Here is a 24,813-nt window from a genome sequence, read left to right as displayed (position 1 = left end):
GGAGACCCCCAATGGCCGTCGATACTGCCGAAGCCTTTGTTCCGATACCGGCAAGCACCCGCCAAGCGACGCTGACCGAACTGGTCGAGTCCACCGGCACCACATTCATTCTCGCCCTGTTCGTCACCCTGTCCGGCAAGCCGTGCGCCAAGCTCGTCCCGGCCCAGGCGGTACGCCAACTCGAAGAAGACGGTGTCGGCTTCGCCGGCTACGCCGCCGGCATGATGGGCCAGGAGCCCAAGGACCCTGACCTGGTCGCCATGCCCGATGCGTCGTCGTTCACCCCGATCCCCTTTGTCCAGCCCGGCCTCGCCCTGGTCCACTGCGATCCGCATGTGGAAGGCAAGCCGTGGCCGTACGCACCGCGCATCATACTGCGCGAAACCCTGCGTAAGGCCGCCGAACTGGGCTTCGAGGTGAAGGTCGGTGCGGAGATCGAGTACTTCCTCGTCAACAAGGACGACAACGGCAAGCTGATCACCGCGGACACCGCAGACACCAAACAACAACCGTGTTACGACGCCCGCGACGTCACCCGCATGTACGACCACCTCACCGAGATCTCCTCGGCGATGAACGCGCTCGGTTGGGGCAACTACGCCAACGACCACGAGGACGCCAACGGGCAGTTCGAGCAAAACTTCGATTACGACAACGCACTGATCACCGCCGACCGGGTGATCACCGCCCGGTACCTGCTGTCGGTGATCGCCGAAAAGCGGGGCATGCAGGCAACATTCATGCCCAAGCCGTTCACCGACCGCACCGGCTCCGGCATGCACCTGCACTTGTCTCTGTGGACCGAGGAAGGTTCGGCATTCCCCGACTCCTCCGACCCCAAGGGTCTCGGGTTGTCGGCAACCGCCTACGGATTCATCGCCGGTATCCTTGAGCACGCCTGCGCACTGCAGGGAGTCATCGCCCCAACCGTCAACTCCTACAAGCGCACCGGCGCCACCACCACCAGCAGTGGGGCCACCTGGTCACCGCGTTACGCCACCTACGGCGGCAACGATCGCACCCACTACCTGCGGGTCCCCGACGGCAACCGAGTCGAACTGCGTGGTGGTGACGGCAGTGCCAACCCCTATCTCGCCGCGGCCGGGGCGATCGCTGCCGGGCTCGACGGTGTGACGAGGTCGCTCGACCCCGGCACCCCGGGCAACGGTGAATCGCCCAGCGACATGCTGCCGATGACCCTGGTGCACGCCATGGACTGCCTCGACGCCGACCCGGTGCTGACCGGTGCCCTCGACGTCGCCGGACCCGGCGTCAGCAGCTACTTCACCAATCGCAAGCGCGAGGAGTTCTTCGCGTGGCACAACACAGTGTCCGACTGGGAGATCGACCAGTACCTCACCGCCTTCTGACCGCCCGACAAGACAGGAACCCCAACCATGTGCGGAATCGTAGGACTCCACCTGCGTGACCCCGAGCTGTATCCCAGGCTCGGTGAACTTCTTACCGGGATGCTCGACGAGATGTGTGACCGCGGACCGGATTCCGCCGGCATGTCGATCTACGGAGACCCGACGTGGTCGCCGGCCGGGCACGCCACCGTCTCGCTGCTCGACTCCCCCGTCCCCGCTGCCGAACTGGCCGCCGAACTCACCAAGGATGTGGGCCACGCCATCACGGGGATCGACCTCGACCCGACCACGGTGCTGCACGGCCCGGTCGCATCCGAGACCCTCGTCGCAGCCATCCGCGCCGTCGCTCCGACCGCCCGCATCATCGGGTTCGGCAACGACGTGACCGTGCTCAAGGGCATGGGCAATCCGACGGAGCTGGCCCATCGATTCGGTCTGCCGAACGCATCGGGGTGGCAGGGCGTCGCCCACACCAGGATGGCCACCGAGTCGGCGGTCACCGCAGCGGGCTCACATCCGTTCTCGGTGGGGCCCGACCAATGCCTGGTCCACAACGGCTCGTTCTCCAACCACATGTCGATCAAGCACGACCTCGAACGTCACGGCGTCGTCTTCGACAGCGAGAACGACACCGAGGTCGGCGCCCGGTACGTTGCCAAGCAGCTCGCCGAGGGTGTCGATCTCGAGAAGGCCCTGTTGATGCTCAACGAGACGTTCGACGGTTTCTACACCCTGCTGGTGTCGAACAGCGACTCTTTCGCCGTTGTCCGCGACGCGATCTCGTGCAAGCCCGCCGTGGTTGCCGAGACCGACCAGTGGGTTGCGATGGCCTCCGAATACCGCGCTCTGGCACACCTGCCAGGCGTCGACAACGCCCGGATCTTCGAGCCCGAACCAGAAGAGGTGTACGTATGGCACCGTCAATGACCCCCACCGAGACCGCCCCCGCACCGGCAGAGTCCACCACCGGCGTGGTCTACGACCTGCAGCAGGTCACGGTCCGCGAGGTCAACTCCTCATTGCAGTCCCCCGACGGCCCGGCCGACGCGACTGTGACCTCCCCCCTGGGTGCACACGCACTCGCCTGCGGCATCGACCGCGACATCGATGTCACCATCGACGGCCACGTCGGTTACTACGCCGCCGGCATGAACCAGCGGGCGTCGGTCACGATCAACGGCAACGCCGGTGTCGGCGTCGCAGAGAACATGATGTCGGGCACGGTGCGCGTGCACGGCGACGCGTCCCAGTCGGCCGGCGCCACCGCCCACGGTGGCCTGCTGGTCATCGACGGCAACGCAGCGGCCCGATGCGGCATCTCGATGAAGGGCATCGACATCGTTGTCGGCGGCAACATCGGCCACATGAGCGCGTTCATGGGCCAGGCCGGACGCCTCGTGGTCTGCGGTGATGCAGGCGAAGCTCTCGGAGACTCGCTGTACGAGGCCCGGATCTACGTCCGTGGCACCGTCGCCTCGCTCGGCGCCGACTGCATCAAGAAGGACATGCGCGACGAGCATCTCGCCGAACTCGCCGAACTGCTCAGCGCTGCCGACATCGATGCGGACCCCGCAGATTTCACCCGCTACGGTTCCGCCCGCCGCCTCTACAACTTCCACGTCGACAACGCTTCCGCGTATTAACCAGCCGGGCGTCCGGACATCCCGGCGCTTGAGGAGACCACCATGACGACAGACCCGACATTGCGCGAGTCCGCGACCTTCGACCGCGGCGTGATCGCCGAGATCCAGCGCGCCGCCGAGACCGGTATCTATGACATTCGCGGCTGGGGCGCAAAGCGCAAGCTCCCTCACTTCGACGACCTGCTCTTCCTGGGCGCTTCGATGTCCCGCTATCCGCTCGAGGGCTACCGCGAGAAGTGCGACACCGACGTGGTTCTCGGCGACACCCACGCCAAGTTCCCGCTGCACCTCGATATTCCGATCACCATCGCCGGGATGAGCTTCGGCGCGCTGTCCGGCCAGGCCAAGGAAGCCCTCGGCCGCGGCGCCAGCGAGGTCGGGACCTCGACCACCACCGGCGACGGCGGCATGACGCCGGAAGAACGCGGGCAGTCGAAGAATCTTGTCTACCAGTACCTTCCGTCGCGCTATGGCATGAACCCCGACGACCTGCGCAAGGCCGATGCCATCGAGATCGTCCTCGGCCAGGGAGCCAAGCCCGGCGGCGGCGGAATGCTGCTCGGCCAGAAGATCACCGAGCGTGTCGCCGGGATGCGCACCCTGCCGATGGGTGTCGATCAGCGCAGCGCCTGCCGTCATCCCGACTGGACAGGCCCCGATGATCTCGCGATCAAGATCATCGAGCTCCGCGAGATCACCAACTGGGAAAAGCCGATCTACATCAAGGTCGGTGCGACCCGCACGTACTACGACGTCAAACTGGCGGTGAAGGCCGGCGCGGACGTGGTGGTCGTCGACGGCATGCAGGGCGGCACCGCGGCCACCCAGGACGTGTTCATCGAACACGTCGGCATCCCGACCCTCGCGGCCATCCCGCAGGCGGTACAGGCGTTGCAGGAGATGGATGTACACCGCAAGGTGCAGCTCATCGTCTCCGGCGGAATCCGCAGTGGCGCCGACGTCGCCAAGGCGATGGCCCTGGGCGCCGACGCCGTGGCAATCGGAACCGCCGCACTGATCGCGCTGGGCGACAACAGCCCTCGCTATGCGGATCAGTACAAAGCACTCGGTTCCGATGCCGGGTTCTACGACGATTTCCAGGCCGGACGCGATCCCGCGGGCATCACCACGCAGGACCCCGAGTTGGCCAAGAACCTCGACCCGGTCGAGGGAGGGCGTCGCCTGGCGAACTATCTGCGGGTCCTGACAATGGAAGCCCAGACGCTCGCGCGGGCCTGCGGCAAGTCGCATCTGCGCAACCTCGAGCCAGAAGATCTGGTCGCGCTGACCGTCGAGGCCTCGGCGATGGCACGGGTCCCGCTCGCCGGTACCACCTGGATCCCGGGAAGGTACTGACCTTGGTCACACCGGTCTCACCGGCGCGCGCGGTGGTCGAGGATGCCACCGCGCGTGAGGTCGATCACGGTGAGTCTGATGCCGGCTCGCTGGAGGCCGTCATCGGATCGCAGACCCGGCGGCTTCGTATCACTGCCGGGCTCTCGGTCAGTGAGATGGCGACCCGCACCGGCATCTCCAAGTCGATGCTCTCGAAAATCGAGAACGCCCAGGCATCCTGCAGCCTCGGCACCATCTCCAAATTGGCCACGGCACTGGATGTTCCGGTCACCTCCCTGTTCCGCGGCGAGGCGACACAGCGCGAGTCGGTCTTCACCCGAGCGGGCACCGGCGCCGAAATCGTCGGCCGTGGGACGCGGGCCGGCCATCACTACGAACTCCTCGGCGCGCTGCGCGGTCAGCATCGACGACTCGAATCCGTGGTGGTGACGTTGCTGTCGGACACGAGGATCAGCCCTCGGTTCCAGCATCCGGGCACCGAACTGCTGTACATGCTCGAAGGCGAGATGGTGTACAGCCACGACAGTTCCGACTACACCCTGCGTGCAGGCGATTCGCTCCTCCTCGACGGCGAGGGTATCCACGGACCAAAAGAGCTGACCCGGTTACCTATACGATTCTTGGCGATAACCGCATATCCCGACAACTACTCCGGATGATTGGGCACACCAGATGAAATCCTTCGACTCCATGTGGGCGTCGATCCTCGATGTCGGCCGCGCGGCCGCCAGTGGCGGCTACCGGAGATTCGCCTGGAACGACGCCGACATGACGTTGCGGGAGTGGTTCACCGGTGAGGCAACCGCCCGAGGTATGTCTGTGGAAGAGGACCGCAACGGGAACCTCTGGGCGTGGTGGCTGCCGGACGGATGGGTAGGCGATCCTCGCGATGCGTTTGTCACCGGCTCCCACCTCGATTCGGTGCCCGACGGCGGCGCCTACGACGGACCGCTCGGCGTCGTGTCCGCCTTCGCCGCGATCGACATCGTCCGCGAACGCGGCATCACCCTCACGCGACCGGTCGCCGTCACCGCGTTCTCTGATGAGGAAGGCGCCCGATTCGGTGTTGCCTGCGTGGGTTCGCAGCTCACTACGGGTGCTCTGACACCGGAGCGCGCATTGAAACTCCGTGACGCCGAAGGCATCTCCCTCGCCGAGGCACTGACGTCGTCGGGTCGCAATCCTGCTCACCTCGGCGCCGATCCCACTCTGGTCGACCGTGTCGGCGTCTATGTGGAGCTGCACGTCGAACAGGGCCGTGGACTCGACCTGGTCGATCAACCGATCGCGGTGGCCTCGTCGATCTGGCCGCACGGCCGTTGGCTATTCAACTTCACCGGCGAGGCCAACCATGCCGGCGCGACCCGACTTGTCGACCGGCGTGATCCGATGCTCGCGTTCGCCTCGTCGGTCCACACCGCGCGCGGCGCCGCCGCCGTGCACGACGCAGTGGCCACATTCGGCAAAGTGCGAGTGCTCCCCAACGGCGCCAACGCGATTCCGTCCGAAGTGATGGCCTGGCTCGATGCACGCGCCGCCGACGAACAGACCCTGTCGGCACTGGTCGAAGCAATCTCTGCCGAGGCCCGCACCAACGCCGAACGTGACGGCATCGGCCTCGACATCGTCGCCGAGTCGATCTCACCCATCGTGGAGTTCCCCGACGACACCCGTCGGCGACTGCAGACCGCCCTGGGCCACCTCGGCGACATCCCGGTTCTGCCGACCGCTGCCGGGCACGATGCCGGGGTCTTGTCCGCAAAGGTGCCGACGGCGATGTTGTTCGTACGCAACCCCACCGGGGTCTCACACTCCCCGGTCGAGTTCGCCGAAGCCATCGACTGTCACCGGGGCGCCGAAGCCCTCGCCGACGTCATGGCCGACTACGTCGCTGAATAGGGCTCGACACAACCGAAGGAAGCAACTTCCGTGCCTGACGCACTCACGTCGGTTGTTCGCGCATCGGATCCGACGCCTCGCCCATGGGTGAACGGCGCCGGCACCACTCGCGAGTTAGCCTTGGCTTCGGCCGAGGTCGGCGGTCGGCCGCTGTGGAGACTGAGCTTGGCCGATCTGCCTGAGGTGTCGACGTTTTCGCGTATCGATGACGTCGATCGCATCTTCATAGTCGTGGGAGCAACCGGTGTCGCACTCGATTTCGGTCAGCGCCGCATCCGCTGCGAGCAATCCGAGCCCGTCGAGTTCGCAGGCGAGGACGGGCCCGAGTGCACCGCGGCCCACCCGACCCGGGCTTTCAATTTGATGGTGGCCTGCGGCGCGGGCGTCGGCCGGGTCCGTCCCCACTCGCTCGATCTCGGCGAGGTGCTGTCGATCGACGCAAGAGCGAATCTGTTGACCGCGGTGTTTGTAGTCTCTGGAACCGGCAGCCTCGATGGCTCCGCGCTCGGCACCGGCGACACCGCGATCATCGATTCGGGCACAGTCACATTCGTCGGCTCCGAAAACGCGAAGGTGCTCCACGTCTTCGTGGAACCGACTTGTAGCGGACCTCCGGAGAAATACGCGAGCTGACGAGACGGGCTGGCCACGAGATCCGGCAGACCCTGGGAGACAAGGCAGACTTCATCCGGCCCGCAGCATCGGTGCGCGATTCACACTATGGAGTTGTCAAAGTACACGCGCGGTCCCGACGGGAGGTCGAATCAGGCTGCGAGGGTGAGGGTTCGCCGGTTGTAAGCCGGTAGCGGTCTTCGCCGCGGATCGATATCAGCCGGCGGGATCAACCACGGATGCCCATCAGAGCCCATGATCACGTCCCAATCGGTGTTATGCACCGCCATATGGCACGTCCTGCACAGCAAACACCCGTTGTCCAGGGTGGTGGCACCGCCGTCCGCGAAATGCACGATGTGGTGACAATCGACCCAGGTCACCGAGTCGCCGCACTTCACACAACACTCATCGCGGATGATGATCGCTTTACGCACCAGCCCGGTGAACAATCTCTTGGGCGGACTAAGATCAATCGGGACCTGTTCACCGTCGAGGGTGACCGAGGTGATCGACGAATCACACGCCACCGCTTCGGCAGTTGCTGCAGTGATCGGCCCCATCCACCGCAACAACGACAGCTCAGGATGATCCGCAGGCACAGTCACAATGACCTCGGTCCGCGGCGCCGACACCACGTGCTGCCCGCCACCACCGCAATCCAATAGTTGATGCAACGCATCAGCGCGACGTTGTGTCGGCGTGCGAGCATCGTCGCTGCCGTCGGGTTCGGGGCGGGCTTTGGACCAGGAATCCAAGGCGGAGAACAACTTTTCCCCGATCACCGCATCCACGTCAAACCTGCCGACGCAGCGGCCCTCGGGATTGACGGCATAGTCCAGACTGTTCGCCGAACGGTCGTCGGCCGGCGGCGGGCCACCGGACTCGTTGGCGACCTCGTTGCCCACCGCGCGTGCGACCGCACTGATCTCCGAGGGCGGCGACCCGGAGATGGCGTGGCTCAACAGTGTCCGCTCGAACTCCACCCGATCCTCGGCAGACACCGGATCCTCGGACCGGTCGAAGATGTGCGCAACACCCTTGACGACCGCATCGACATGTTCGGAGGACAAGAATCCGTCCCGCGAATACCCGGCAGTGCGATCCAAACCAGATAATCGTGAACCGATGCGTAGCCACCGATACGCTGCACCCGGCGCAGCGCCGTTGGCCTGCAACAACTTCGCCGTCGTCGACCCGGCCTTGCGCGCGATACCTGATTGGTCGATCGCTGCTGCGCACACCGCAAGTTGATGCTCGGTGGCGTTGCGGACTGTGATCAGGTCTTTGGTCATGGCGAGTAGGTCGCCGGGATCATCGGGGATGACCAGGTCGATCAGAGCGTCGACCATGTTGAGAAGTCGCATCACAGAACACCTTCCAGATACACAGCAACAGGAAGCTGACCAATTCGCTGGGAAGGTGTTGTAACGCGACTCGTCATATCTATTCGGTCAACTGTGTCCAGGCTACCGGATCGAACGGATGTTCGCAAGGGGCTCGGGAGGGTGAATTGGATGAATACGCAACTCGTCTCGTTGGCGAGAAGTGTTGGTACACAGACGAACGCTGGGTCGCCCACATGCCGGCAACCGCGCAGGGGTTCCCGTGGCCAACAGCACGACCAACCGCGATACCAGTCGCCGAACCTCCAGGCGCTCTCAGGGCAGCGGTCCGCACAGCACCGGCCGAATTTCGAGGGGACGGGGCGAGATTACCGGCAGCTCCGGCTAGCGCCGCGCCACCAGCGGATCTCCGGTGGACGAATGGTCCGAAGTGGGGGCGTCGGGACCGCCGGGTGTTGTCGTCTCGGTCCTGACCGTCATGGTGAACCGGGCGCCACCACCGGGGGCGTCGGTGACGGTGATCGTGCCGCCGTGAGCGCGTGCTATCTCCATCGCAATCGGCAGACCCAGCCCCGACCCCATCTGATGGCGACCGCGGTCGAGGTCGTGCCGGTAGAACCGGTCGAAGATCTTTTCGCGAACCGCTTCGGGAACACCGGGTCCGTCGTCGATGACCTCGATGGTCGCGGTGGAGAGATTGGTGTTCTTCTTCATCTTCATAGTGATCGTGGACGTCGCGTGATGGGCGGCGTTGTCGGTGAGGTTGCGGATGGCACGCAGCAACTTGTCCGAATCGCCGATGACGCGGATGGGTATGACATCGGCGTTCACCTTGGCCAGCCCCAGCGAGCGGAGTCGCTGGACCTCTGAACCGACGATGTCGTCGAGGTCCACCTCGTCGACGGTGAGGGGGATGCCGCGTTCGTCGGCGCGGGCGAGCAGTAGCAGGTCGGCGACCATGCTGTTCATCCGCAGCGCCTCGGGCAGTAGAATCGTTCGCACGGTCTCCACGTCGATCGGTGAATCGGTGTCGTCGGCCAGATCGAGGATGCCGACCAGGGTCGTCAGCGGGGACCGCAGTTCATGGGAGGCGTCCCCGACGAACTCGAGCTGGCGGACGCGGCTCTGCTCGAGACGGTCGAGCATGTTGTTCATGGTGATGGCCAGGGTGGTCACGTCGTCGTCGGTGGACGGGACCGGGACGCGCCTGCTCAGGTCGGAGCTCGTGATCGCCGACACCTGCTTGGTGATGCGGGTGACCGGTACGAGCGCGCGTCCGACGAAAAAGTAGATGGCCGCACCGGCGATCAGTATCACCACCGGGAACTCGATGGCCAGGATGGCCGCTGTGCCCAGGAGCATGGACGAATACGCGTGCGTCGAGACGAGGGTGATGACGTTGTAGTCGATCCCGTCGAAACGGGCGCCCGTGACCTGGCCGCAATACATCCCCGAGCGGCCCGGCACCTCGACATTGTCGATGCGCTGGGTGCTGTACCAACCCGGTGACAGGTCGGAGATCGGGACGTCGTTGCCGCGCGGCGCGGCGACCACCACCGCGCCGCTGCTGTTGACGATCTGAACGATGTCGATACCTGTTGTGGGTGAGAGGAGTTCGGGATCCACGTTGGTCAGTCCGCCCTCGTTGATCTGATGGGCGATGTCGTACGACCGGGTGCCGGTGGATTCGTACATCTGGCGATCCTGATACCGGTACAACATGAAAAGCATGATCATGGCGCCGACGATCATCGCGATGGCAACCATGGAGGTCGCCACGATCGTGGAGCGCATCCGCACTCCCTGATTCCGGCGGAACATCGCGCGGAAACCACATGTCCTGGGCATTTTACCCGGCCTCCGAACTGTTGCTGAGGGCTTCTCAAGGATATGTCCGTCGTTCGACGGATACCAGCGGCTGCTTTCAGCAGGCTTTCAGGCGGGCGGGCGCAGGGTTGGATTCATGACAGATCCCAAGTTAGCGGGGGCAACGGTTGCCGACGTGATCATCCGGAGACTCGGCGCGCTCGGTGTCGATCGGATATTCGGGGTGCACGGCGCGAACATCGAAGACCTGTACGCGGCGGCCCTTGCCGGTACGGATGTGAAACCTGTTGTGGCAAAACATGAATTCTCTGCCGGCACGATGGCCGACGGAGCCGCGCGGATCACCGGGAGGCCGGCAGCGGTGATGACCACCTCCGGTGGTGGTGCCATGAACGTGGTTGCTGCACTCGCCGAATCCTACGACAGCCGGGTCCCGGTGCTCGCCCTGATCGGGTCGGCTCCCTCCGCGTTGGAAGGACATGGCGGGTTTCAGGACATGCTCGATCCGCCACACACCATCGACGCCTCGAAGATCTTCTCGGCGGTCACCGGACTGTGCATGAAAATCGATACGCCGCACCAGATCCACGACGCACTCGATGCCGCCGAGAGAGTACTCGCGACCAATCGACCGGTCGCCCTGATCATTCCGAAGGACATTCAGACTTCCGTGGTCGCCGAAAGAACCCGGCTTCGATCTGTTCGAGACATCAGCGTGGCGGCGATAGCGAAGCTGGAAGACGTGGCGGCGATGATGTCCGACGCGCGCGGTGCCGTGACCGTCCTCGCTGGTGACGAAGCATCCCGGCAGCAGGTCGGCGCCGACCTGTCCGACCTGGTCAAGGTGGCCGGTGGGGTCCTCGCCGCGACTCCCGGTGGGCGCGATCTGCTCGGTGCCGGGGTCCCGACGGTGGGCTTGACCGGCGTGATGGGACACCCGTCGGCGGCGTCCGCGGTGGCGGCGTCCGCGGTGCTGCTGGTGGTGGGCAGCAGGCTGAGCCTGACCGACCGCGCAGGACTGGACACCGCAGACACCATCGTCATCCACCTCGGCGCAGAACCGCCGACCATCGATGTCGACACCCATGTCCCGGTCACGGACCTCGGATGGGCGCTCCAGGTCATCACCAAGAACATCGACACCGAACGACGAGTATCGAGGCGCCTGGTGCCCGGAATCGAAGCGTTGCCCACCCCGGGCCGCGTGCGCCCGGGAGGTACCGGACTGCTGACATCGATCCAGGTCATCCAGAGCATCGGTGACCGGATACCCGAGGGCGCCAACATCTTTGCCGATGCCGGCAACGTGGGTGCGGCAGCCATCCATCACCTACCGGTGGGTCGTGACGGACGATTTGTCGTCGCACTGGGCATGGGCGGCATGGGATATGCCTTCGGCGCCGCGATCGGGGCCGCGATGGTGACCGGCCACCGGTCGGTGGTACTCGCGGGGGACGGGGCATTTCTCATGCACGGCATGGAGATCCACACCGCGATCGAGCACCGATTGCCGGTGACCGTTGTCCTGTTCAACAACAACGCACACGGTATGTGTGTGACCCGCGAGCAACTCTTCTTCCCGGGTAGCCCGAGTATCAATCGGTTCCAGCCCACCGATTTCGAGGGCGGACTGTCGATGATGTTCCCCGGACTGGCCGTCAGCGGCGCAGGGACGCGGACCGCACTCGTTGCCGCCGCCGACCGGGCGTTCGACGGATACGGTCCGCATTGCCTTGTGGTGCAAACCGATCCGGATGAATTCCCGTCCTTTGGCCCATTCCTTACCGCCCGTACATCACTCGAGGAGAACCGATGACAGTCACCCTGCCCGCGCTGGAAGACCTCGGACACCGCGCCGACGACCTCCCGGGACTCGTCCGGATCGAGACCCACGATCGGAAGAAGGCGACACCGATCATCCTCGACATGCTGAGATCGGTGTATCCACACGACCAGGTGTTCGGCGAGTTCTGTCCGGTGCAGGCCTACGTGGATGCACCGCCGCGCGAGTTGTTCGACTGGTTGTCCGACACCAGATCCCTGGAGGAATGGACCTACAGTCTGCGTGGGTTCACCCCCACCGACGAACCCGGTCTGTGGGTCTCGAAGGATCGACTCGGCGACAACACCAAGTGCTTCACCCGCACGGTCTCCAACGCCGAGGCGATGACCGTCGACTATCACTGCGCCTGGGATCAGGGTAAGCACCTGTGGATGATCTACCTGATGCGGGTGGTGGACGCGCAGGTGGTGCTGAACAAGCCGGGGTCAGTGGTGTTGTGGAACAACTGTAAACACCCGTTCTACGACAACAATGGCTACCCCGAGACCGCACCACCGGAGCGTCCGGTGTGGGTGGGCGACTTCTGGGAGATGTTCTCGGCCGGCCATCAGCTCGAGATGGACAACCTCAAGGCAATTGCCGAATACCGCAGCCACCATGACCTGCCGATCAAACCAGAATGGATGACCCGATGAATGCGCCGACGATCTCCCTGGTCGATGTGGCCAGTTACCTGCCCGAGAACAGGGTTCCCGCATCCTATTTCGCTCAATTCGCCGAATCCGACGACCTGGCAGACAATCTCATGTTCCGGGCACCCGCATACCGTCACCATGCGGCGCCGGACGAGACGTCAGCCGAGATGATCGAACGTGCGATGTCCGGGATCCTGGACCGGCACGGCTCTGACGTTCTCGACGACGTCGACATCCTCATCACACACAGCCAACTACCGGAACTACCCGTGGTGGGGTGCGGTGGTGAGGTGTCGCACCGCCTCGGCATCAAGCCGGAGTGGGTGATCGACGTCCACAACGGCGGATGCGCATCCTTCATCCACATGATGAAGATGGCCCAGCAACTGATGATCGCATCGGGTGCGCGAAAGGCCTTGATAGCCAACGCACAGAACAGTGCCGGGCAGGTGTTCGTGCAGGACCAGGTGCGAGGCAAGCCGCAGGCCTCGATACCCGGCGACGGTTCGAGTGTGGGCCTGCTCGAAATGAGTGAGGCTTCACCGATCCTGGCCACCACGTGCCGGTCCTACGGTGAGTTCGCCGGCGACATGACGTCGGTGGCCTACCCGCAACGCAAATACTGGGAGGCCGGGCCAGGCCAGGTTCACGTCGGTTTCACAGAGGCGAAGATCTCGAAGGTGTTGGCGCGAGGCAATCGGCTCGTTCCCGAGGTCGCGTACGACGTGGCCGACAAGATCGGTGTCGCCGCCCGTGACATCGACTGGTTCATCACCAACCAGCCCAACCGGATCTTCCTTCGCAATTGGCGCGATGCGATGGAACTGCCGCCGGAGCGCCATCCGGACACATTCGAAGAATGCGGCAACCTGTTCGGCGTCGGTGTGCCCCTGACCCTCGACACCGCGATCACCGATGGGCGGGTCGGTGCCGGCGACATCGTGCTGATGGCGGCGTTCGCTCACGCCGGAGACTATGCGGGCGCCGCAGCGATCCGATGGGGTGGGCGATGACCGCGCTGATCCCGCTGAACCTCAACGAGAGTCCCTACCCGCCGCTCCCCGTCGTGGCAGCGGCCCTGCACGAGTGGGTTCGAAACGCCAACCGGTACCCGGAGTTCGTCCCCGACACCCTGCGCACCCGCGTCGCGGACCATCTGGGTGTGCCCGGCGAATGGGTCAGCATCGGTGCCGGTGCCACCGGGTTGGCATACCAGGTGTTGCAGGCGTTTTGCCCGCCGGGTGGCCGGATGCTCACCGCGGTGCCCACCTTCGACGGATATCCGATTCTCGCGGACCTGGCCGGCGTGCCCGTGGACGCGGTACCCCTGCGACCCGATGGCGGAGCAGACCTCGTCTCCATGGCTGCGGCCATCCGCACCGAGACCCGGGTGGTGGTGTTGTGTTCGCCGCACAACCCGACCGGGTCGGTCATCAACGAGCCTGATCTGCACCGCTTTCTGGCGCGGGTGCCCCGAGATGTGGTGGTGATCCTCGACCAGGCCTACTTCGAGTTCGCCGACTACACACCCGATTTGCATCTGCTGCTGTTGCATCATCCGAATCTCGTGGTCCTGCGCACCTTTTCGAAGGCGCATGGGCTGGCTGCGCTCCGCGTCGGCTATGCGGTCGGTGGGGTGCACGTGATCTCGAAGGTGCGCAGATTCGAGGTGCCGTTCGCGGTCGGGTCTGCCGCCTCCATCGCCGTCCCGGCGGCATTGGAGGCCACCGATGCGCTCCGCCAGCGGGTGCGGGCCGTCCGAGCTGAGCGGAATCGATTGCAGACGAACCTGGCCGACATCGGGATCACGAGCCTGCCCAGCCAGGCCAACCACGTGTTCGTTCCGACAGACCGGCCCGCGCAACTCGCCACCGACCTCGTCGACGGGGGTGTCGCGGCCAAGGTGTGCGCGGCGCCCGGTGCGCTACGAGGAGTCCGGATCACGGTCGGTGACACGGACGCCACGGACTCCGTCATCGCCGCGTTGATCGAGGACCAGTCGGTCAGTGCCTGAGGTCGGCGTAGTTCGGGTGACGGTGCCGTTATTCGGCAGTCTGTTGTCCGCCGCCGATCAGGGCGGATGAGGGGCCGAACTCTCTGCCGCTGGGGTAGGGCAGCCGAATGTTGTTGGCCTCATACGCTGCCAGGATCGCCTTCCGGATGCGCCGCTGGAGCGACCATTGGGCATTGGGACGGGTCTTCAGCAGAATCCGGAGAGTGACCATGTCGGCCGAGACGTCCTGCACGCCCAGCATTTCCGGGGCGCCGAGTACGTCGCCGGCGACCGAATCGTCGGAGACCACCGCTTGTGCAGCCTCCAAGGCGACTTCCTGCGCACGTTCGAGATCGACATTGTGCGCGACGGGGATCTCGATGCGCGCCACGGCGTAGTCCTGGCTCATGTTGCCGACGCGGATGATCTCACCGTTGCGGACGTACCAGAGGGTTCCGTCGATGTCTCGAACGGTGGTGACCCGCAGACCCACTGATTCGACCTCACCGATCGCCTCACCGAGGTCGACCACATCACCCACGCCGTACTGGTCCTCGAGCAGCATGAACACGCCGGACACGAAGTCCTTCACCAGGTTCTGGGCACCGAAACCGATGGCCAGGCCGACCAGTCCGGCGGAGGCCAGGAACGGCGCGATGTTCACCTGCAGAACGCTCAGACAGGTCAGAAGGACCCAGACGAGGATCAGGATCGAGACCGTCGACTTGAGCACGGAACCGATGGTCTCCGCGCGTTGCTGTCGTCGTTCGACCACTTTCGGATCACGCAGCGACTTCGGTGTCCGGTCGCGCAGGTGCTTGAGCAGTGCCGGTTGGGCACGCGCGTTGTCCGCGCCCGCCGGCGGACGCCGGGTGGCACGATCGATCATGCGGTGCAGAATCCATCGAGCGGTCAGTCCGGCCGCGACGTAGATCACAATCCGGATGGGGTTCTCGATGAGCCAAAGACTGTTGGTCTCAGTCCATTCGAATGCGGAGGCTGAACTCGCCAGAGTGCTCAGGGGTTGGGCAGTCATGATCCCGACCGTACGTACTTTGTGTCAGCTGTCCACCGCCGTGCCGCAAACGTCGAGGTCGCCTACCAGTGTCTTGCCGACAGATCCCAGTGGCCGAGAGTTTTGTTGATGAGTTCATGTAGATCTTCACTACTTGCAACTGCCGGATCGGGGATCGCGAGTGAGATGGTCATCACTCCGGCCGACTCGGCGGCCCAGGCTGCGACACTGGTGCGCGTCGCACCGGTATCCCGGGCCAACAGTCCCGGATGCACGGAACGGGCGGCGATCGCACTGCCGCGATGGCCGGCGAGGATCGACAGCACTCCGTCGAGTTCACCGAGGTTGGAGGCCAATCCGTCTCGCGAACCGGGGTCCGGGACCAGGGCGTGCGCGGCGCGGGGTCCGATGACCTGCAGGAGTTCCGCGGGCATGCCGGCCGGTGGCCCCAAACCGGAACCGGACCCTGCCTCGGCGTAGCCGTCGCGGGCGCGCTGCCGAAGCAACGACAGGTCCTGGCACTCGTCGACCGAGCCGATGCCGATCGCGGCGGCGGTCAGAGAGTTCGCCTCGTCACCGCCGCGGGCCACCGGAAGTGCGATCTCGACCGGCCCGGACCCGCGAATCTGCAGTACGAGCTCACTGACCAGCGACGTGAACAGCGTGTTCGACGTGCCGCCGTGCGCCGCGGCGGCGCTGGTCCAGTCTCCGGAGTCGACGGAGAAGATGGCGGTCGGCTCCCGCCACCCGTGCGGCCCGGAGGATTTGACCAACCCCGTTCCGGAATGCTGTGCCGCAGCGAACAACTCGGCGCGGTGCCCGCGATCGCGGCAACCCATCCACAAACTTCGGGCCACACCGCCGGCCACGATCCGGAGCTGTGACGCGGCATCCCGGAGATCGTCGACGAGCGTGGGCGGTCCGGTGGTCACCTCGGGAGTCCTTGCCTGCGCACTCTTTTCGCTTGCGGCCAATCCGGCGGCCACCACCAGGGCGCGGGCATCGGCAACGACGTGCGAGCAGACCAGCGACACCACGCTGCCGCCACCCTCGAGCCGGGCCAGCGACAGTTCCCACACGGGACCGGAATCGATGTCGAGGTGGCGGGCGCCGCGGGTGTCGGCCCAGGCGGTGATGGTTCCGGGGCCGAGTGGTTCCGGCTCGACATGGATCGGTGCCACCGCGGCGTCGGATGCAAAAGCGTTGCGGGCCGGCCAGATCCGGCGGCGGACCACCCGGCGGGTGAGCGGACCGAGTGTCAGCGCGCGATGAGCCGGTTCGAGGTCGGCGACGGTGAGGGTGGCGTCGAACCGCCAGAGTCCTTGCATGGAGAGGGGAAGGCCCATGCCCTGGTGACTTCTCCAGAACATGTCATCGGTGACTCCGAGTCGCTCGCTCCGGACACCGAGTCGCTCGCTCCGGACACCGAGTCGCCGGGCGCGGACCGTTCCGCGCGGCCTTCCCCTCCGCTTCATGCGTTCGGCCCGCCTACGCTTCGCGGCCGCGGTGGGTCCGGTACCAGCGCAGGAGGGAATCGGTGGACGAATCGTCCTGAGTCTGTGGTGATCCGGATTCGGTGATCACCTTCAACAGCTCGGAGGCCTGCGTCTTGCCGAGCTCCACGCCCCACTGGTCGAAGCTGTTGATGTCCCAGATCGCGCCCTCGACGAACACCTGATGTTCGTACAGGGCGATCAGCTGACCCACCACCGACGGTGTCAGCTTGGGGGCCAGAATGGACGTCGACGGGCGGTTGCCCGGCATCACCTTGTGCGCGACCACATGTGGGTCGACACCCTCCGCGGCAACCTCGTCCGCGGTCTTACCGAACGCCAGCACCTTGGTCTGCGCGAAGAGGTTGCTCATCAGTAGGTCATGCATGCTGCCCGTACCGTTGGCCGTGGGTAGGTCATCGGTCGGCTCGGCGAACCCGATGAAGTCGGCCGGAACCATCCGGGTGCCCTGGTGCAGCAATTGGTAGAAGGCGTGCTGACCGTTGGTTCCGGGCTCACCCCAGAAGATCTCACCGGTATCGGTCGAGACGTGGTGGCCATCGACGTCGACGGATTTGCCGTTCGACTCCATCGTCAGCTGTTGCAGGTAGGCGGGGAACCGCGACAGGTCATTGGAATACGGCAGGACCACGCGCGAAGCGGTATCCCAGAAGTTCGAGTACCACAGCCCGATCAGGGCGAGGATGACCGGCGCGTTCTGATGCAGTGGGGCGGTGAGGAAGTGGTGATCGACGACGTTGAATCCGTGCAGGAACTCGGCGAAGGACTCCTTTCCGATCGCGGCCATCACGGAGAGTCCGATGGCCGAATCCACGGAGTAGCGGCCTCCCACCCAGTCCCAGAAGCCGAACATGTTGGCGGTGTCGATCCCGAAGTCGGAGACCTTCTCCGCGTTGGTGCTCACCGCGACAAAGTGTTTGGCAACGGCCTCGGGTCCGGCGCCGAGCTCCTCGAGCAGCCACGCCCGCGCGGCCGACGCATTGGTCAGCGTCTCGAGGGTGGTGAACGTCTTCGAGGCGATGATGAACAGTGTTGTCTCGGCGTCGAGCCCGTCGAGGGCCGCCACCAGATCGGCGGGGTCCACATTCGACACGAACTCACAGCGGATGTCGGTGTCGACGTAGTGACGCAGTGCCTTGTAGACCATCACCGGTCCGAGGTCGGAGCCGCCGATTCCGATGTTCACCACGGTCTTGATGGGCATGCCGGTGTGGCCTTTCCATTCACCCGACCGCAACTTGTCGGTGAACTCGCCCATCGCGTCGAGCACCGCGTGGACATCGGCCACCACATCTTGACCGTCGACCTTCAGGGTCGCATCGCGGGGAAGTCTCAGCGCGGTGTGCAGGACGGCGCGGTCCTCGGAGGTGTTGATGTGCTCGCCCCAGAACATCGCATCACGTTTCTCGGTGACACCGGTCTGGCGGGCGAGATCCAACAACAGGTCCAGGGTTTCGCGCAGCACTCGATGCTTCGAGTAGTCGATGTGCAGGTCGCCGACGTCGATGGTGAGATCGCGTCCTCGGGTGGGATCGACGGCGAAGACCTCGCGCAGGTGCATTGCGTACACGTGGGGCTGATGCGCAGACAGCTCTTGCCAGGCCTGTGACCCGGTCAGATCGAACTTTCGGTTTGGCTCAGTCGGAACGCTGGTCATCGTGGACAGCCCTTCATCGGTGGTGCGAATCGTCATACTTCACTGCCGTACCTCGACTATCAGCCTAGTCAGACTGTTCTTCTGGCTCACGGCGAGAGCACAGACTCCTCACGCCGGACTAGCATCGGCTCCCATGACCTGCTGCACTCCCGCTGCCGGATCCGGTGATGATTTCGCAGCGCCTGCGATCGAGGTCCGGGGCCGCCACCGGGCGCCACAGGCCACCATTCCGGCTGGCAGTTTTGTGATGGGGGACCACACCGGAGACGGATTCGCCCCCGATGGCGAACTTCCGTTGCACGAGGTGTCGATGAGTGCGTTCACCATGGACGCCCACGCGGTCACCACCGCTGCCTTCGCGGAGTTCGTGGCCGCCACCGGATACCGGACCGTCGCCGAGCAGCAGGGATTCTCGGCGGTGTTCCATCTGCTGGTGGCCGATCCCGGCGACGTGATCGAGCCGTACCCCGACGCGCACTGGTGGTTCGCCGTGTCGGGCGCGGACTGGCAGCACCCGTTCGGACGGGCGTCGACCGCGGACGGTGTCGGTGATCATCCCGCGGTGCACATCAGTTGGATTGACGCGCAGGCCTATTGCGACTGGTCGGGGCGCGCCCTGCCCACCGAGGCGCAATGGGAATACGCGGCCCGGGGCGGCCTGTCCGGTGCGCGGTATCCATGGGGTGATGAACTGACGGCTGCCGACGGCACCTGGCTGTGCAACATCTGGCAAGGGGAGTTCCCGGCCCACAACACCGCCGACGACGGGTACGTCGGGACTGCTCCGGTACGCAGTTATGCGCCCAACGGCCACGGACTGTGGCAGATGGCCGGCAACGTCTGGGAATGGTGCGCCGATCGATTCGATCCCCGGTACTACCGCGCGTCAGAGCGTCACGACCCGCGAGGACCCGTCCGGGGCCGGGCGCGGGTTCTGCGGGGCGGTTCCTACTTGTGTCACGACTCGTACTGCAACCGCTACCGCAACTCCGCCCGCTCGCACAACACGCCGGTCTCATCGATGGGCAATGCCGGCTTTCGCACGGTGGGGATCTCCGAGGACGGACGCGGTCAGGCCGCGGACACGTGATCGGAGGTCGGCCAGGCGCCGACGGTGGTGGTCGCGTGGCGAGGACCGTCGAGTCGCGCACCCCGGACGTGTTCGCGGAGCCATTCGGACGCGATGTCGGGATGCCGATGGGCGAACATCGCCGCGGTGAACGCCAGGTCGGCGGTGTCGGCGACGACACTGACGCAGTCGAAGGTGGTCGCCGCCGCCGGGGCGGCTGTTGCCCGCAGGTCCGCTGACGTCACCCGGGCCACCGCACCACCAGGCGATGTTGTCACCGGTCCGGCCTGCACCGTCACTCCGCACCCGAGGGTGTCGGTGAGAAGCCGGCAGGCGTGGTCGGTGAGAAACGCGCGTGCGGTCGGCATCAATTCGAGTCGGACGTCGGATGGAACGGTCACGGTTCCCCGACCGAGCTGTACGCGATGCCAGGGCGGGATGGGTGACCCTGATTCGCGGCCATGCGTCACTCCGGAGGCGTCGTCGGTGAGATCGGCAAAGTAGAGGGCTTCGATGATCAGCTGGTCGAGCAGTGAGGAGACCAGGACGGGCTGCCCGCCGGCCAAGTCGACGGCTTCGATCTCCGCGTTCTCGCAGTCCCGGTTGACGGTGGCATCGAGTCGGGCGGATACGGCCCGGATGTGTTCGACGGCGAGGTCGAGTAGGGCTGGATCGTCCACCGACACGGTGATGTCGGTTGCGAGTCCTGCGATGGTGGCCGTGGCCCTCATGGGGTACACCTCGATGTGTCCGGGCTGTCTGCTGGTGAGACCTATTTTCGTCTCCGAACCTGGCAGGCGCCTGTGAGGAGGCGATGATCACCCTGACGAAATTCCGGCGCAACGCCAGATCGCCGGACACCCAGTGGGGGCCGGCGAACTGACGGGGTGAGGTGTTCTGGCGGGGAACGATCAGGCGGCGACCACCACGTCGTAATAGCCGTCGTAATCGGTGTCGGAGGCGTACTCGTCCACATAGCCGTCGTAGTTGTAGTCGATTTCGGCTTCGTCGGCGACCCCGTCACCGTTGGTGTCCCACTCGCAGACGTCGATGTAGCCGTCGCCATTGGTGTCGGAGACGATCGTGTCGACGATGCCGTCGGCGTTGGTGTCGAAGTACTGGGTTTCCATGGTGTCTCTTTTCTCCGGGCCGATTGTGTTGGGTCGCAGCTCGTTTGCTGCAGTCGGAGATAGGAGGGCGGCGCGAGCGGGATTGTTCCCGGGATCGTGACATTGCATATCGGTGGCCGTCAGTGCCGGTCGGGAAGGAGGGCGGCGCAGAGGGTCTCCCGGACCCAGTCCTCGAACTCGTCGTAGGTGAATCCGGCCGTCGCGACCAGTTGCTGATGGGTCTGCGGGCTCGCGATCACCCAGGCGGTGTCGCCGGCGGCCTCGGGGGTCAGGCCGGGCCGAAGTCGCGCCGGGTCGATGTTGGTGAGGAGGTTGCGAATACTCATCCGCCGGACCTCCATCAGCGCCTGCCAGTCCTCGGCGGCCTCCGGGTCGACCGCGGCTGCCTGCGCATAGGTCTTGAAGCCGACGGCGGCACGCTCGGCGAGGAGCCGGAACTGATGGGTCAGATGCGCGATCAGGTCACGGGGGTCGGCGGTGGTCGGATCGAAGGTCCCCAGGATGGCCAGGGGCATGTCGTCAGGGTTGACCGATCCGGGGTTGTCGCCGATCACCTGCGACTCCATCATTCCGCGCAGCAGGCCGCGTTTGCTGCCCCACGACGAGTAGAGGCTCTGCACCGACACGTCGGCACGTTCGGCGATCTTCGTGACAGTCGCAGCGGCGTAACCACTTTCGCCGAAGACCTCGATGGCCGCCGCCAGGATCCGACGGCGGGTCTCGGCTCGGGTGACGGCGCCGGCCTCCCGCTGCCGGCTGGTTCTCCGGGTTCTCGACTCTGTTTCGCTCTTGCTCATGGAACCAGTATATGCCATGCTTTAGAAGGTCGTTCTAAAACTTTGGAATGAAACTCCAAAGCACCCCCACCCGGCATTCATCCCGAGAGATCCGACGCATGACAACCACATCTCGCTCCACGCAGAAGCCGATCAACACGCGCGCCATCATGATCGTGGTGTGCATCGCCCTGGCGGCGGTCGTCGCCGCCATGTCGTCACTCAACGTCGCCCTTCCGGACATCGCCCGTGCGACCCACGCCAGTCAGACGCAGCTGTCCTGGATCATCGACGCCTATTCGCTGATCTTCGCGTCGTTCCTCCTGCTGGCCGGCGCGATCGGGGACCGTTACGGCAGGCGCAAGACCCTCATCGCCGGACTGGCGATCTTCGGCATCGGTTCGGTGGTCGCGATGACGGCCACCTCCGCCGAAGAGCTGATCATCCTGCGCGGAATCCTGGGATTCGGCGCGGCGCTGGTGATGCCGGCGACATTGTCGACGATCACGGGAACATTCCCCGCCGACAAGCGGACCCAGGCCGTCGGTGTCTGGGCCGGTGTGGCCGGGGGCAGCGCGATCCTGGGCCTGTTGTGTTCCGGTGTTCTGCTCGAATTCTGGTCGTGGCGTTCAGTTTTCGGCCTCAACGTGGCGCTGGCAGCCGCTGCCCTCATCGCGGCCTGGCGCATCGTGCCAGAGTCTGCCGACACTGATGCACCCCGCCTCGACATCGGTGGGGCGGTGTTGTCGATCGCCGGCCTCGTGGTCCTGGTGTACTCGATCATCGAAGCTCCCGAAGCCGGCTGGGCATCGGCCCGCACCCTGATCGGCATCGTCGGTGGCCTGGTGATCCTGGCCCTGTTCATCCTCTTCGAACTGCGCGTCAAAGCGCCGATGCTCGATCCGCGGATCTTTGCTCACCGGGGCCTGAGCGCCGGCAGCCTGTCGATCTTCATGCAGTTCTTCGCATTCTTCGGATTCATCTTTGTCGTGTTGCAGTACCTGCAGCTGGTGCGCGGCGGATCAGCGTTGATGTCAGCGATACAGATGCTCCCGATGGCCGCGGTGATGATGCCGTCGGCGCGTCTGTCCCCGAAGCTCGTCGACAAGTTCGGCGCCCGTCGCGTGTGCGTGACCGGGCTCGTGCTGGTCGCCGTGGGGCTGTTCGTCCTGTCCCAACTCGATGTCGGCACGTCGTACTGGCTGATGCTCGCCGGCCTCATCCCGCTGGGTATCGGAATGGGAACCGCGATGACACCGGCGACCAGCGCGATCACCGGCGCACTGCCGGCATCGCAGCAGGGTGTGGCCTCGGCGATGAACGACCTGTCCAGGGAAGTCGGCGGCGCGCTCGGAATTGCCGTGCTCGGCAGCCTGCTGACCCAGGGCTACCGCAATCATCTGGAGCTTCCCGGCCTACCCGCAGAGATCGTGGGCAGGGCCAAGGACTCGTTCGCCGGCGCGACCCACGCCGGTGGCCAGATCGCCGCTCATGCCGACACCGCATTTGTCAGTGGTCTGCAGATGGCGCTGGTCGCGGGGTCGCTGGCGGTGCTCATCGCCGCGGTGGCCGTGGGGGTGCTGCTGCCGCGCGGTGGCGTCGTCGTCGCCGCCGAGTGATCGCCGAACTCAGTGATGGTCGGCGATGGTCGACTCGATGCGGAGTTCGCGTTCGCTGGCTCGGGTTCGCCGGGACGGCAGCGACCGCTCGGCGTGTTCCTCATCGATCTTGTCGAGCTGGAGGCGGTGACGGGCCATGAACTCCAGCGCGATCCGGTTGCCGTCGGACTCCGACGGCAACTCGTCGCCGGTGTCGGAACGCCACCGGCGCAGTCGCCCACGCAGATCGGCGACCACCTCGGACAGATCGGGGTCGTCGATCAGATTGTTCAACTCGAGTGGATCTGCGTGCAGGTCGTACAGCTCCTGGGCCGCGCGCGGCAGATCTTCTGATCCGTCCAGCGCGCGAGCCGACGGGCTGTCCCGGATGTCCAGCGGCAGACTCAGCGCAGGCCGGTCTGCGTAATTCTCGATATAGCTGTACCGGTTGGTGCGAATGGCGCGGATCGGATCGAAGTTGTCGTGGTAGTTCTTTTCGGTGAACACCTCGTCGCGCACCGGGTCTGACGTTCTCCGGGTGATCGTCTCGGCGTGTGAAAAGCCCTCCACCGCATCGGGAATCTCGATACCCAGCAGATCCAGCACGGTCGGGGTGAGGTCGACGCCGCTGAACAGTTCGTCGTAGACGAACGGCGCGATGGTGCGGTCGGTGGGCGGCCGCACGATCAACGCGACGCCGGTGCCCTCCGAATACAGTGTGGATTTGGCACGGGGGAAGGCCAGACCGTGGTCGGTGATGAAAACGACCCAGGTGGAGCGGTCGAGGCCGAGGTCGGCGAGGGTGCCGAGCAGGCGTCCAACCGCGGCATCGGCCTTGGTGATCGAACCGAGTAGCCCGGCCAGGTCCTCTCGTACCGGACGTGCGTCGGGCAGAAATGCCGGGACGACAACCTTTTTCGGGTCGGCATGCACGTACTCGTCGGCCGGATATGGCCGATGGGTCTCGAAAAAACCGGCCGTCAAGAGGAAGGGCTGTTTCCGGCGTTGCGGATCGCTTCCGAGTTCACGCAACCACTCCTGCGAGCGTTCGACGACGTGGTCGCACTCCGAATCGGAGATGTCGAACTCGTCGAAGCCCAGACGATTCGGGTCGCTCGACTCGTGCTGCATCCCGAAAAGTGCGCTGTGCCAGCCGTTCTTGCCGAGCACCTGGGGCAGGGTCAGAACGTCGTCGTGGTACTCGAAGCCGTGGTGGGCCAGACCGGTCAACCCGTTCGAATGCGGGTACCGTCCGGTGAACAGCGAACCGCGGGCAGGGGAGCACAACGGTGCGGTGGCGTGGGCGTTGCTGAACCGGATGCCCGCGGCCGCGAGGGCGTCCATGGTCGGGCTGTCGACGCCGTCGGCGCCGTAACACGCGAGGTGGCGGCCCAGGTCATGCCAATGGATCAGCAGAACATTCTCAGCCATTCACCACTCCTGGGTCGGGGTTCGGGTGACCACCGGGCGACCGATCCGGTTGCGCCCGAGTCGACCAATCCTGCAGCCAATGCACCGGCGGAACCACAC

The 24,813-nt window shown here is 65.2% G+C and carries 22 protein-coding genes; 13 read left to right on the top strand and 9 right to left on the bottom strand.

Annotated features, from left to right (window positions below):
• The first annotated feature begins 11 nt into the window (after window positions 1-11).
• From glnT to VIQ49_RS24040, 7 genes are read left to right on the top strand one after another with little or no spacing between them, the layout of a single operon-like run.
• Entirely contained in the window at window positions 12-1,370 is a 1,359-nt protein-coding gene (gene glnT, locus VIQ49_RS24070) for a type III glutamate--ammonia ligase (RefSeq protein ID WP_331889111.1), read from the top strand.
• Between the two features lie 27 nt (window positions 1,371-1,397).
• Window positions 1,398-2,297 carry a glutamine amidotransferase family protein gene (locus tag VIQ49_RS24065; RefSeq protein WP_331889110.1) on the top strand — a complete coding sequence of 300 codons (900 nt, stop codon included), beginning with the start codon at window positions 1,398-1,400 and terminating at the stop codon, window positions 2,295-2,297.
• Window positions 2,282-3,013: a protein glxC gene (locus VIQ49_RS24060; protein WP_414731708.1), complete on the top strand. Its 732-nt coding sequence runs from the start codon at window positions 2,282-2,284 to the stop codon at window positions 3,011-3,013. Before VIQ49_RS24065 ends, VIQ49_RS24060 begins: the two co-directional genes overlap by 16 nt.
• A 42-nt stretch (window positions 3,014-3,055) precedes the next feature.
• Window positions 3,056-4,369, top strand: coding sequence for an FMN-binding glutamate synthase family protein (locus VIQ49_RS24055; protein WP_331889109.1), 1,314 nt, complete (start codon window positions 3,056-3,058; stop codon window positions 4,367-4,369).
• A 2-nt stretch (window positions 4,370-4,371) separates the two neighbouring features.
• On the top strand, window positions 4,372-5,028 hold the full coding sequence (locus VIQ49_RS24050; protein ID WP_414731707.1) for a helix-turn-helix domain-containing protein: 657 nt from the start codon (window positions 4,372-4,374) through the stop codon (window positions 5,026-5,028).
• A 13-nt stretch (window positions 5,029-5,041) separates the two neighbouring features.
• A complete protein-coding gene (locus VIQ49_RS24045; RefSeq protein WP_331889108.1) occupies window positions 5,042-6,268 on the top strand; it encodes an allantoate amidohydrolase in 1,227 nt (408 codons plus the stop codon).
• Window positions 6,269-6,298: 30 nt separating this feature from the next.
• A complete protein-coding gene (locus VIQ49_RS24040; RefSeq protein ID WP_331889107.1) occupies window positions 6,299-6,901 on the top strand; it encodes a HutD family protein in 603 nt (200 codons plus the stop codon).
• A gap of 131 nt (window positions 6,902-7,032) precedes the next feature.
• On the opposite strand, the gene VIQ49_RS24035 is transcribed toward VIQ49_RS24040, so the two are convergent.
• Together VIQ49_RS24035 and VIQ49_RS24030 are read right to left on the bottom strand one after the other, a co-directional pair.
• Complete coding sequence (locus tag VIQ49_RS24035) at window positions 7,033-8,247, bottom strand: HNH endonuclease signature motif containing protein (protein ID WP_331889106.1); 1,215 nt, start codon at window positions 8,245-8,247, stop codon at window positions 7,033-7,035.
• 363 nt (window positions 8,248-8,610) lie between these two features.
• Entirely contained in the window at window positions 8,611-10,020 is a 1,410-nt protein-coding gene (locus tag VIQ49_RS24030; RefSeq protein WP_331889105.1) for a sensor histidine kinase, read from the bottom strand.
• Between the two features lie 169 nt (window positions 10,021-10,189).
• On the opposite strand from VIQ49_RS24030, the gene VIQ49_RS24025 reads away from it, so the two are divergent.
• From VIQ49_RS24025 to VIQ49_RS24010, 4 genes are read left to right on the top strand one after another with little or no spacing between them, the layout of a single operon-like run.
• The gene (locus VIQ49_RS24025) at window positions 10,190-11,869 is read left to right on the top strand and encodes a thiamine pyrophosphate-binding protein (RefSeq protein ID WP_331889104.1); all 1,680 of its coding nucleotides are present in this window, start codon (window positions 10,190-10,192) and stop codon (window positions 11,867-11,869) included.
• Window positions 11,866-12,531: an SRPBCC family protein gene (locus VIQ49_RS24020; RefSeq protein WP_331889103.1), complete on the top strand. Its 666-nt coding sequence runs from the start codon at window positions 11,866-11,868 to the stop codon at window positions 12,529-12,531. Before VIQ49_RS24025 ends, VIQ49_RS24020 begins: the two co-directional genes overlap by 4 nt.
• Entirely contained in the window at window positions 12,528-13,544 is a 1,017-nt protein-coding gene (locus tag VIQ49_RS24015; RefSeq protein ID WP_331889102.1) for a 3-oxoacyl-ACP synthase III family protein, read from the top strand. Before VIQ49_RS24020 ends, VIQ49_RS24015 begins: the two co-directional genes overlap by 4 nt.
• On the top strand, window positions 13,541-14,545 hold the full coding sequence (locus VIQ49_RS24010) for a pyridoxal phosphate-dependent aminotransferase (protein ID WP_331889101.1): 1,005 nt from the start codon (window positions 13,541-13,543) through the stop codon (window positions 14,543-14,545). Before VIQ49_RS24015 ends, VIQ49_RS24010 begins: the two co-directional genes overlap by 4 nt.
• A 28-nt stretch (window positions 14,546-14,573) precedes the next feature.
• Here VIQ49_RS24010 and VIQ49_RS24005 read toward each other — a convergent pair whose 3' ends face one another.
• The 3 genes from VIQ49_RS24005 to pgi form a co-directional block, all read right to left on the bottom strand.
• Window positions 14,574-15,560: a mechanosensitive ion channel family protein gene (locus tag VIQ49_RS24005; protein WP_331889100.1), complete on the bottom strand. Its 987-nt coding sequence runs from the start codon at window positions 15,558-15,560 to the stop codon at window positions 14,574-14,576.
• Between the two features lie 62 nt (window positions 15,561-15,622).
• Window positions 15,623-17,014, bottom strand: a complete 1,392-nt coding sequence (locus tag VIQ49_RS24000) for a hypothetical protein (protein WP_331889099.1) — start codon at window positions 17,012-17,014, stop codon at window positions 15,623-15,625.
• Window positions 17,015-17,027: 13 nt separating this feature from the next.
• The gene (gene pgi / locus VIQ49_RS23995) at window positions 17,028-18,710 is read right to left on the bottom strand and encodes a glucose-6-phosphate isomerase (protein ID WP_331889120.1); all 1,683 of its coding nucleotides are present in this window, start codon (window positions 18,708-18,710) and stop codon (window positions 17,028-17,030) included.
• 133 nt (window positions 18,711-18,843) lie between these two features.
• Here pgi and VIQ49_RS23990 point away from each other — a divergent pair, with 133 nt between their 5' ends.
• Window positions 18,844-19,800 (top strand): formylglycine-generating enzyme family protein, encoded by a 957-nt coding sequence (locus VIQ49_RS23990; RefSeq protein ID WP_331889098.1) that lies wholly within the window; start codon window positions 18,844-18,846, stop codon window positions 19,798-19,800.
• Here the strand turns inward: VIQ49_RS23990 and VIQ49_RS23985 are convergent.
• The 3 genes from VIQ49_RS23985 to VIQ49_RS23975 form a co-directional block, all read right to left on the bottom strand.
• Window positions 19,782-20,510: a hypothetical protein gene (locus tag VIQ49_RS23985; RefSeq protein WP_331889097.1), complete on the bottom strand. Its 729-nt coding sequence runs from the start codon at window positions 20,508-20,510 to the stop codon at window positions 19,782-19,784. The genes VIQ49_RS23990 and VIQ49_RS23985 overlap by 19 nt on opposite strands.
• Window positions 20,511-20,690: 180 nt before the next feature.
• Window positions 20,691-20,909, bottom strand: a complete 219-nt coding sequence (locus VIQ49_RS23980) for a hypothetical protein (RefSeq protein ID WP_331889096.1) — start codon at window positions 20,907-20,909, stop codon at window positions 20,691-20,693.
• A 119-nt stretch (window positions 20,910-21,028) separates the two neighbouring features.
• Entirely contained in the window at window positions 21,029-21,706 is a 678-nt protein-coding gene (locus VIQ49_RS23975) for a TetR/AcrR family transcriptional regulator (RefSeq protein ID WP_331889095.1), read from the bottom strand.
• 98 nt (window positions 21,707-21,804) lie between these two features.
• Between VIQ49_RS23975 and VIQ49_RS23970 the strand changes: the two genes are divergently transcribed.
• Window positions 21,805-23,304 carry an MFS transporter gene (locus tag VIQ49_RS23970; protein ID WP_331889094.1) on the top strand — a complete coding sequence of 500 codons (1,500 nt, stop codon included), beginning with the start codon at window positions 21,805-21,807 and terminating at the stop codon, window positions 23,302-23,304.
• Window positions 23,305-23,313: 9 nt separating this feature from the next.
• On the opposite strand, the gene VIQ49_RS23965 is transcribed toward VIQ49_RS23970, so the two are convergent.
• The gene (locus tag VIQ49_RS23965; RefSeq protein WP_331889093.1) at window positions 23,314-24,714 is read right to left on the bottom strand and encodes a sulfatase; all 1,401 of its coding nucleotides are present in this window, start codon (window positions 24,712-24,714) and stop codon (window positions 23,314-23,316) included.
• Between the last annotated feature and the right edge of the window lie 99 nt (window positions 24,715-24,813).

Source organism: Williamsia sp., from assembly GCF_036566845.1.
Lineage (GTDB): Bacteria > Actinomycetota > Actinomycetes > Mycobacteriales > Mycobacteriaceae > Williamsia.
This window is presented reverse-complemented; position numbering and strand designations above follow the sequence as displayed.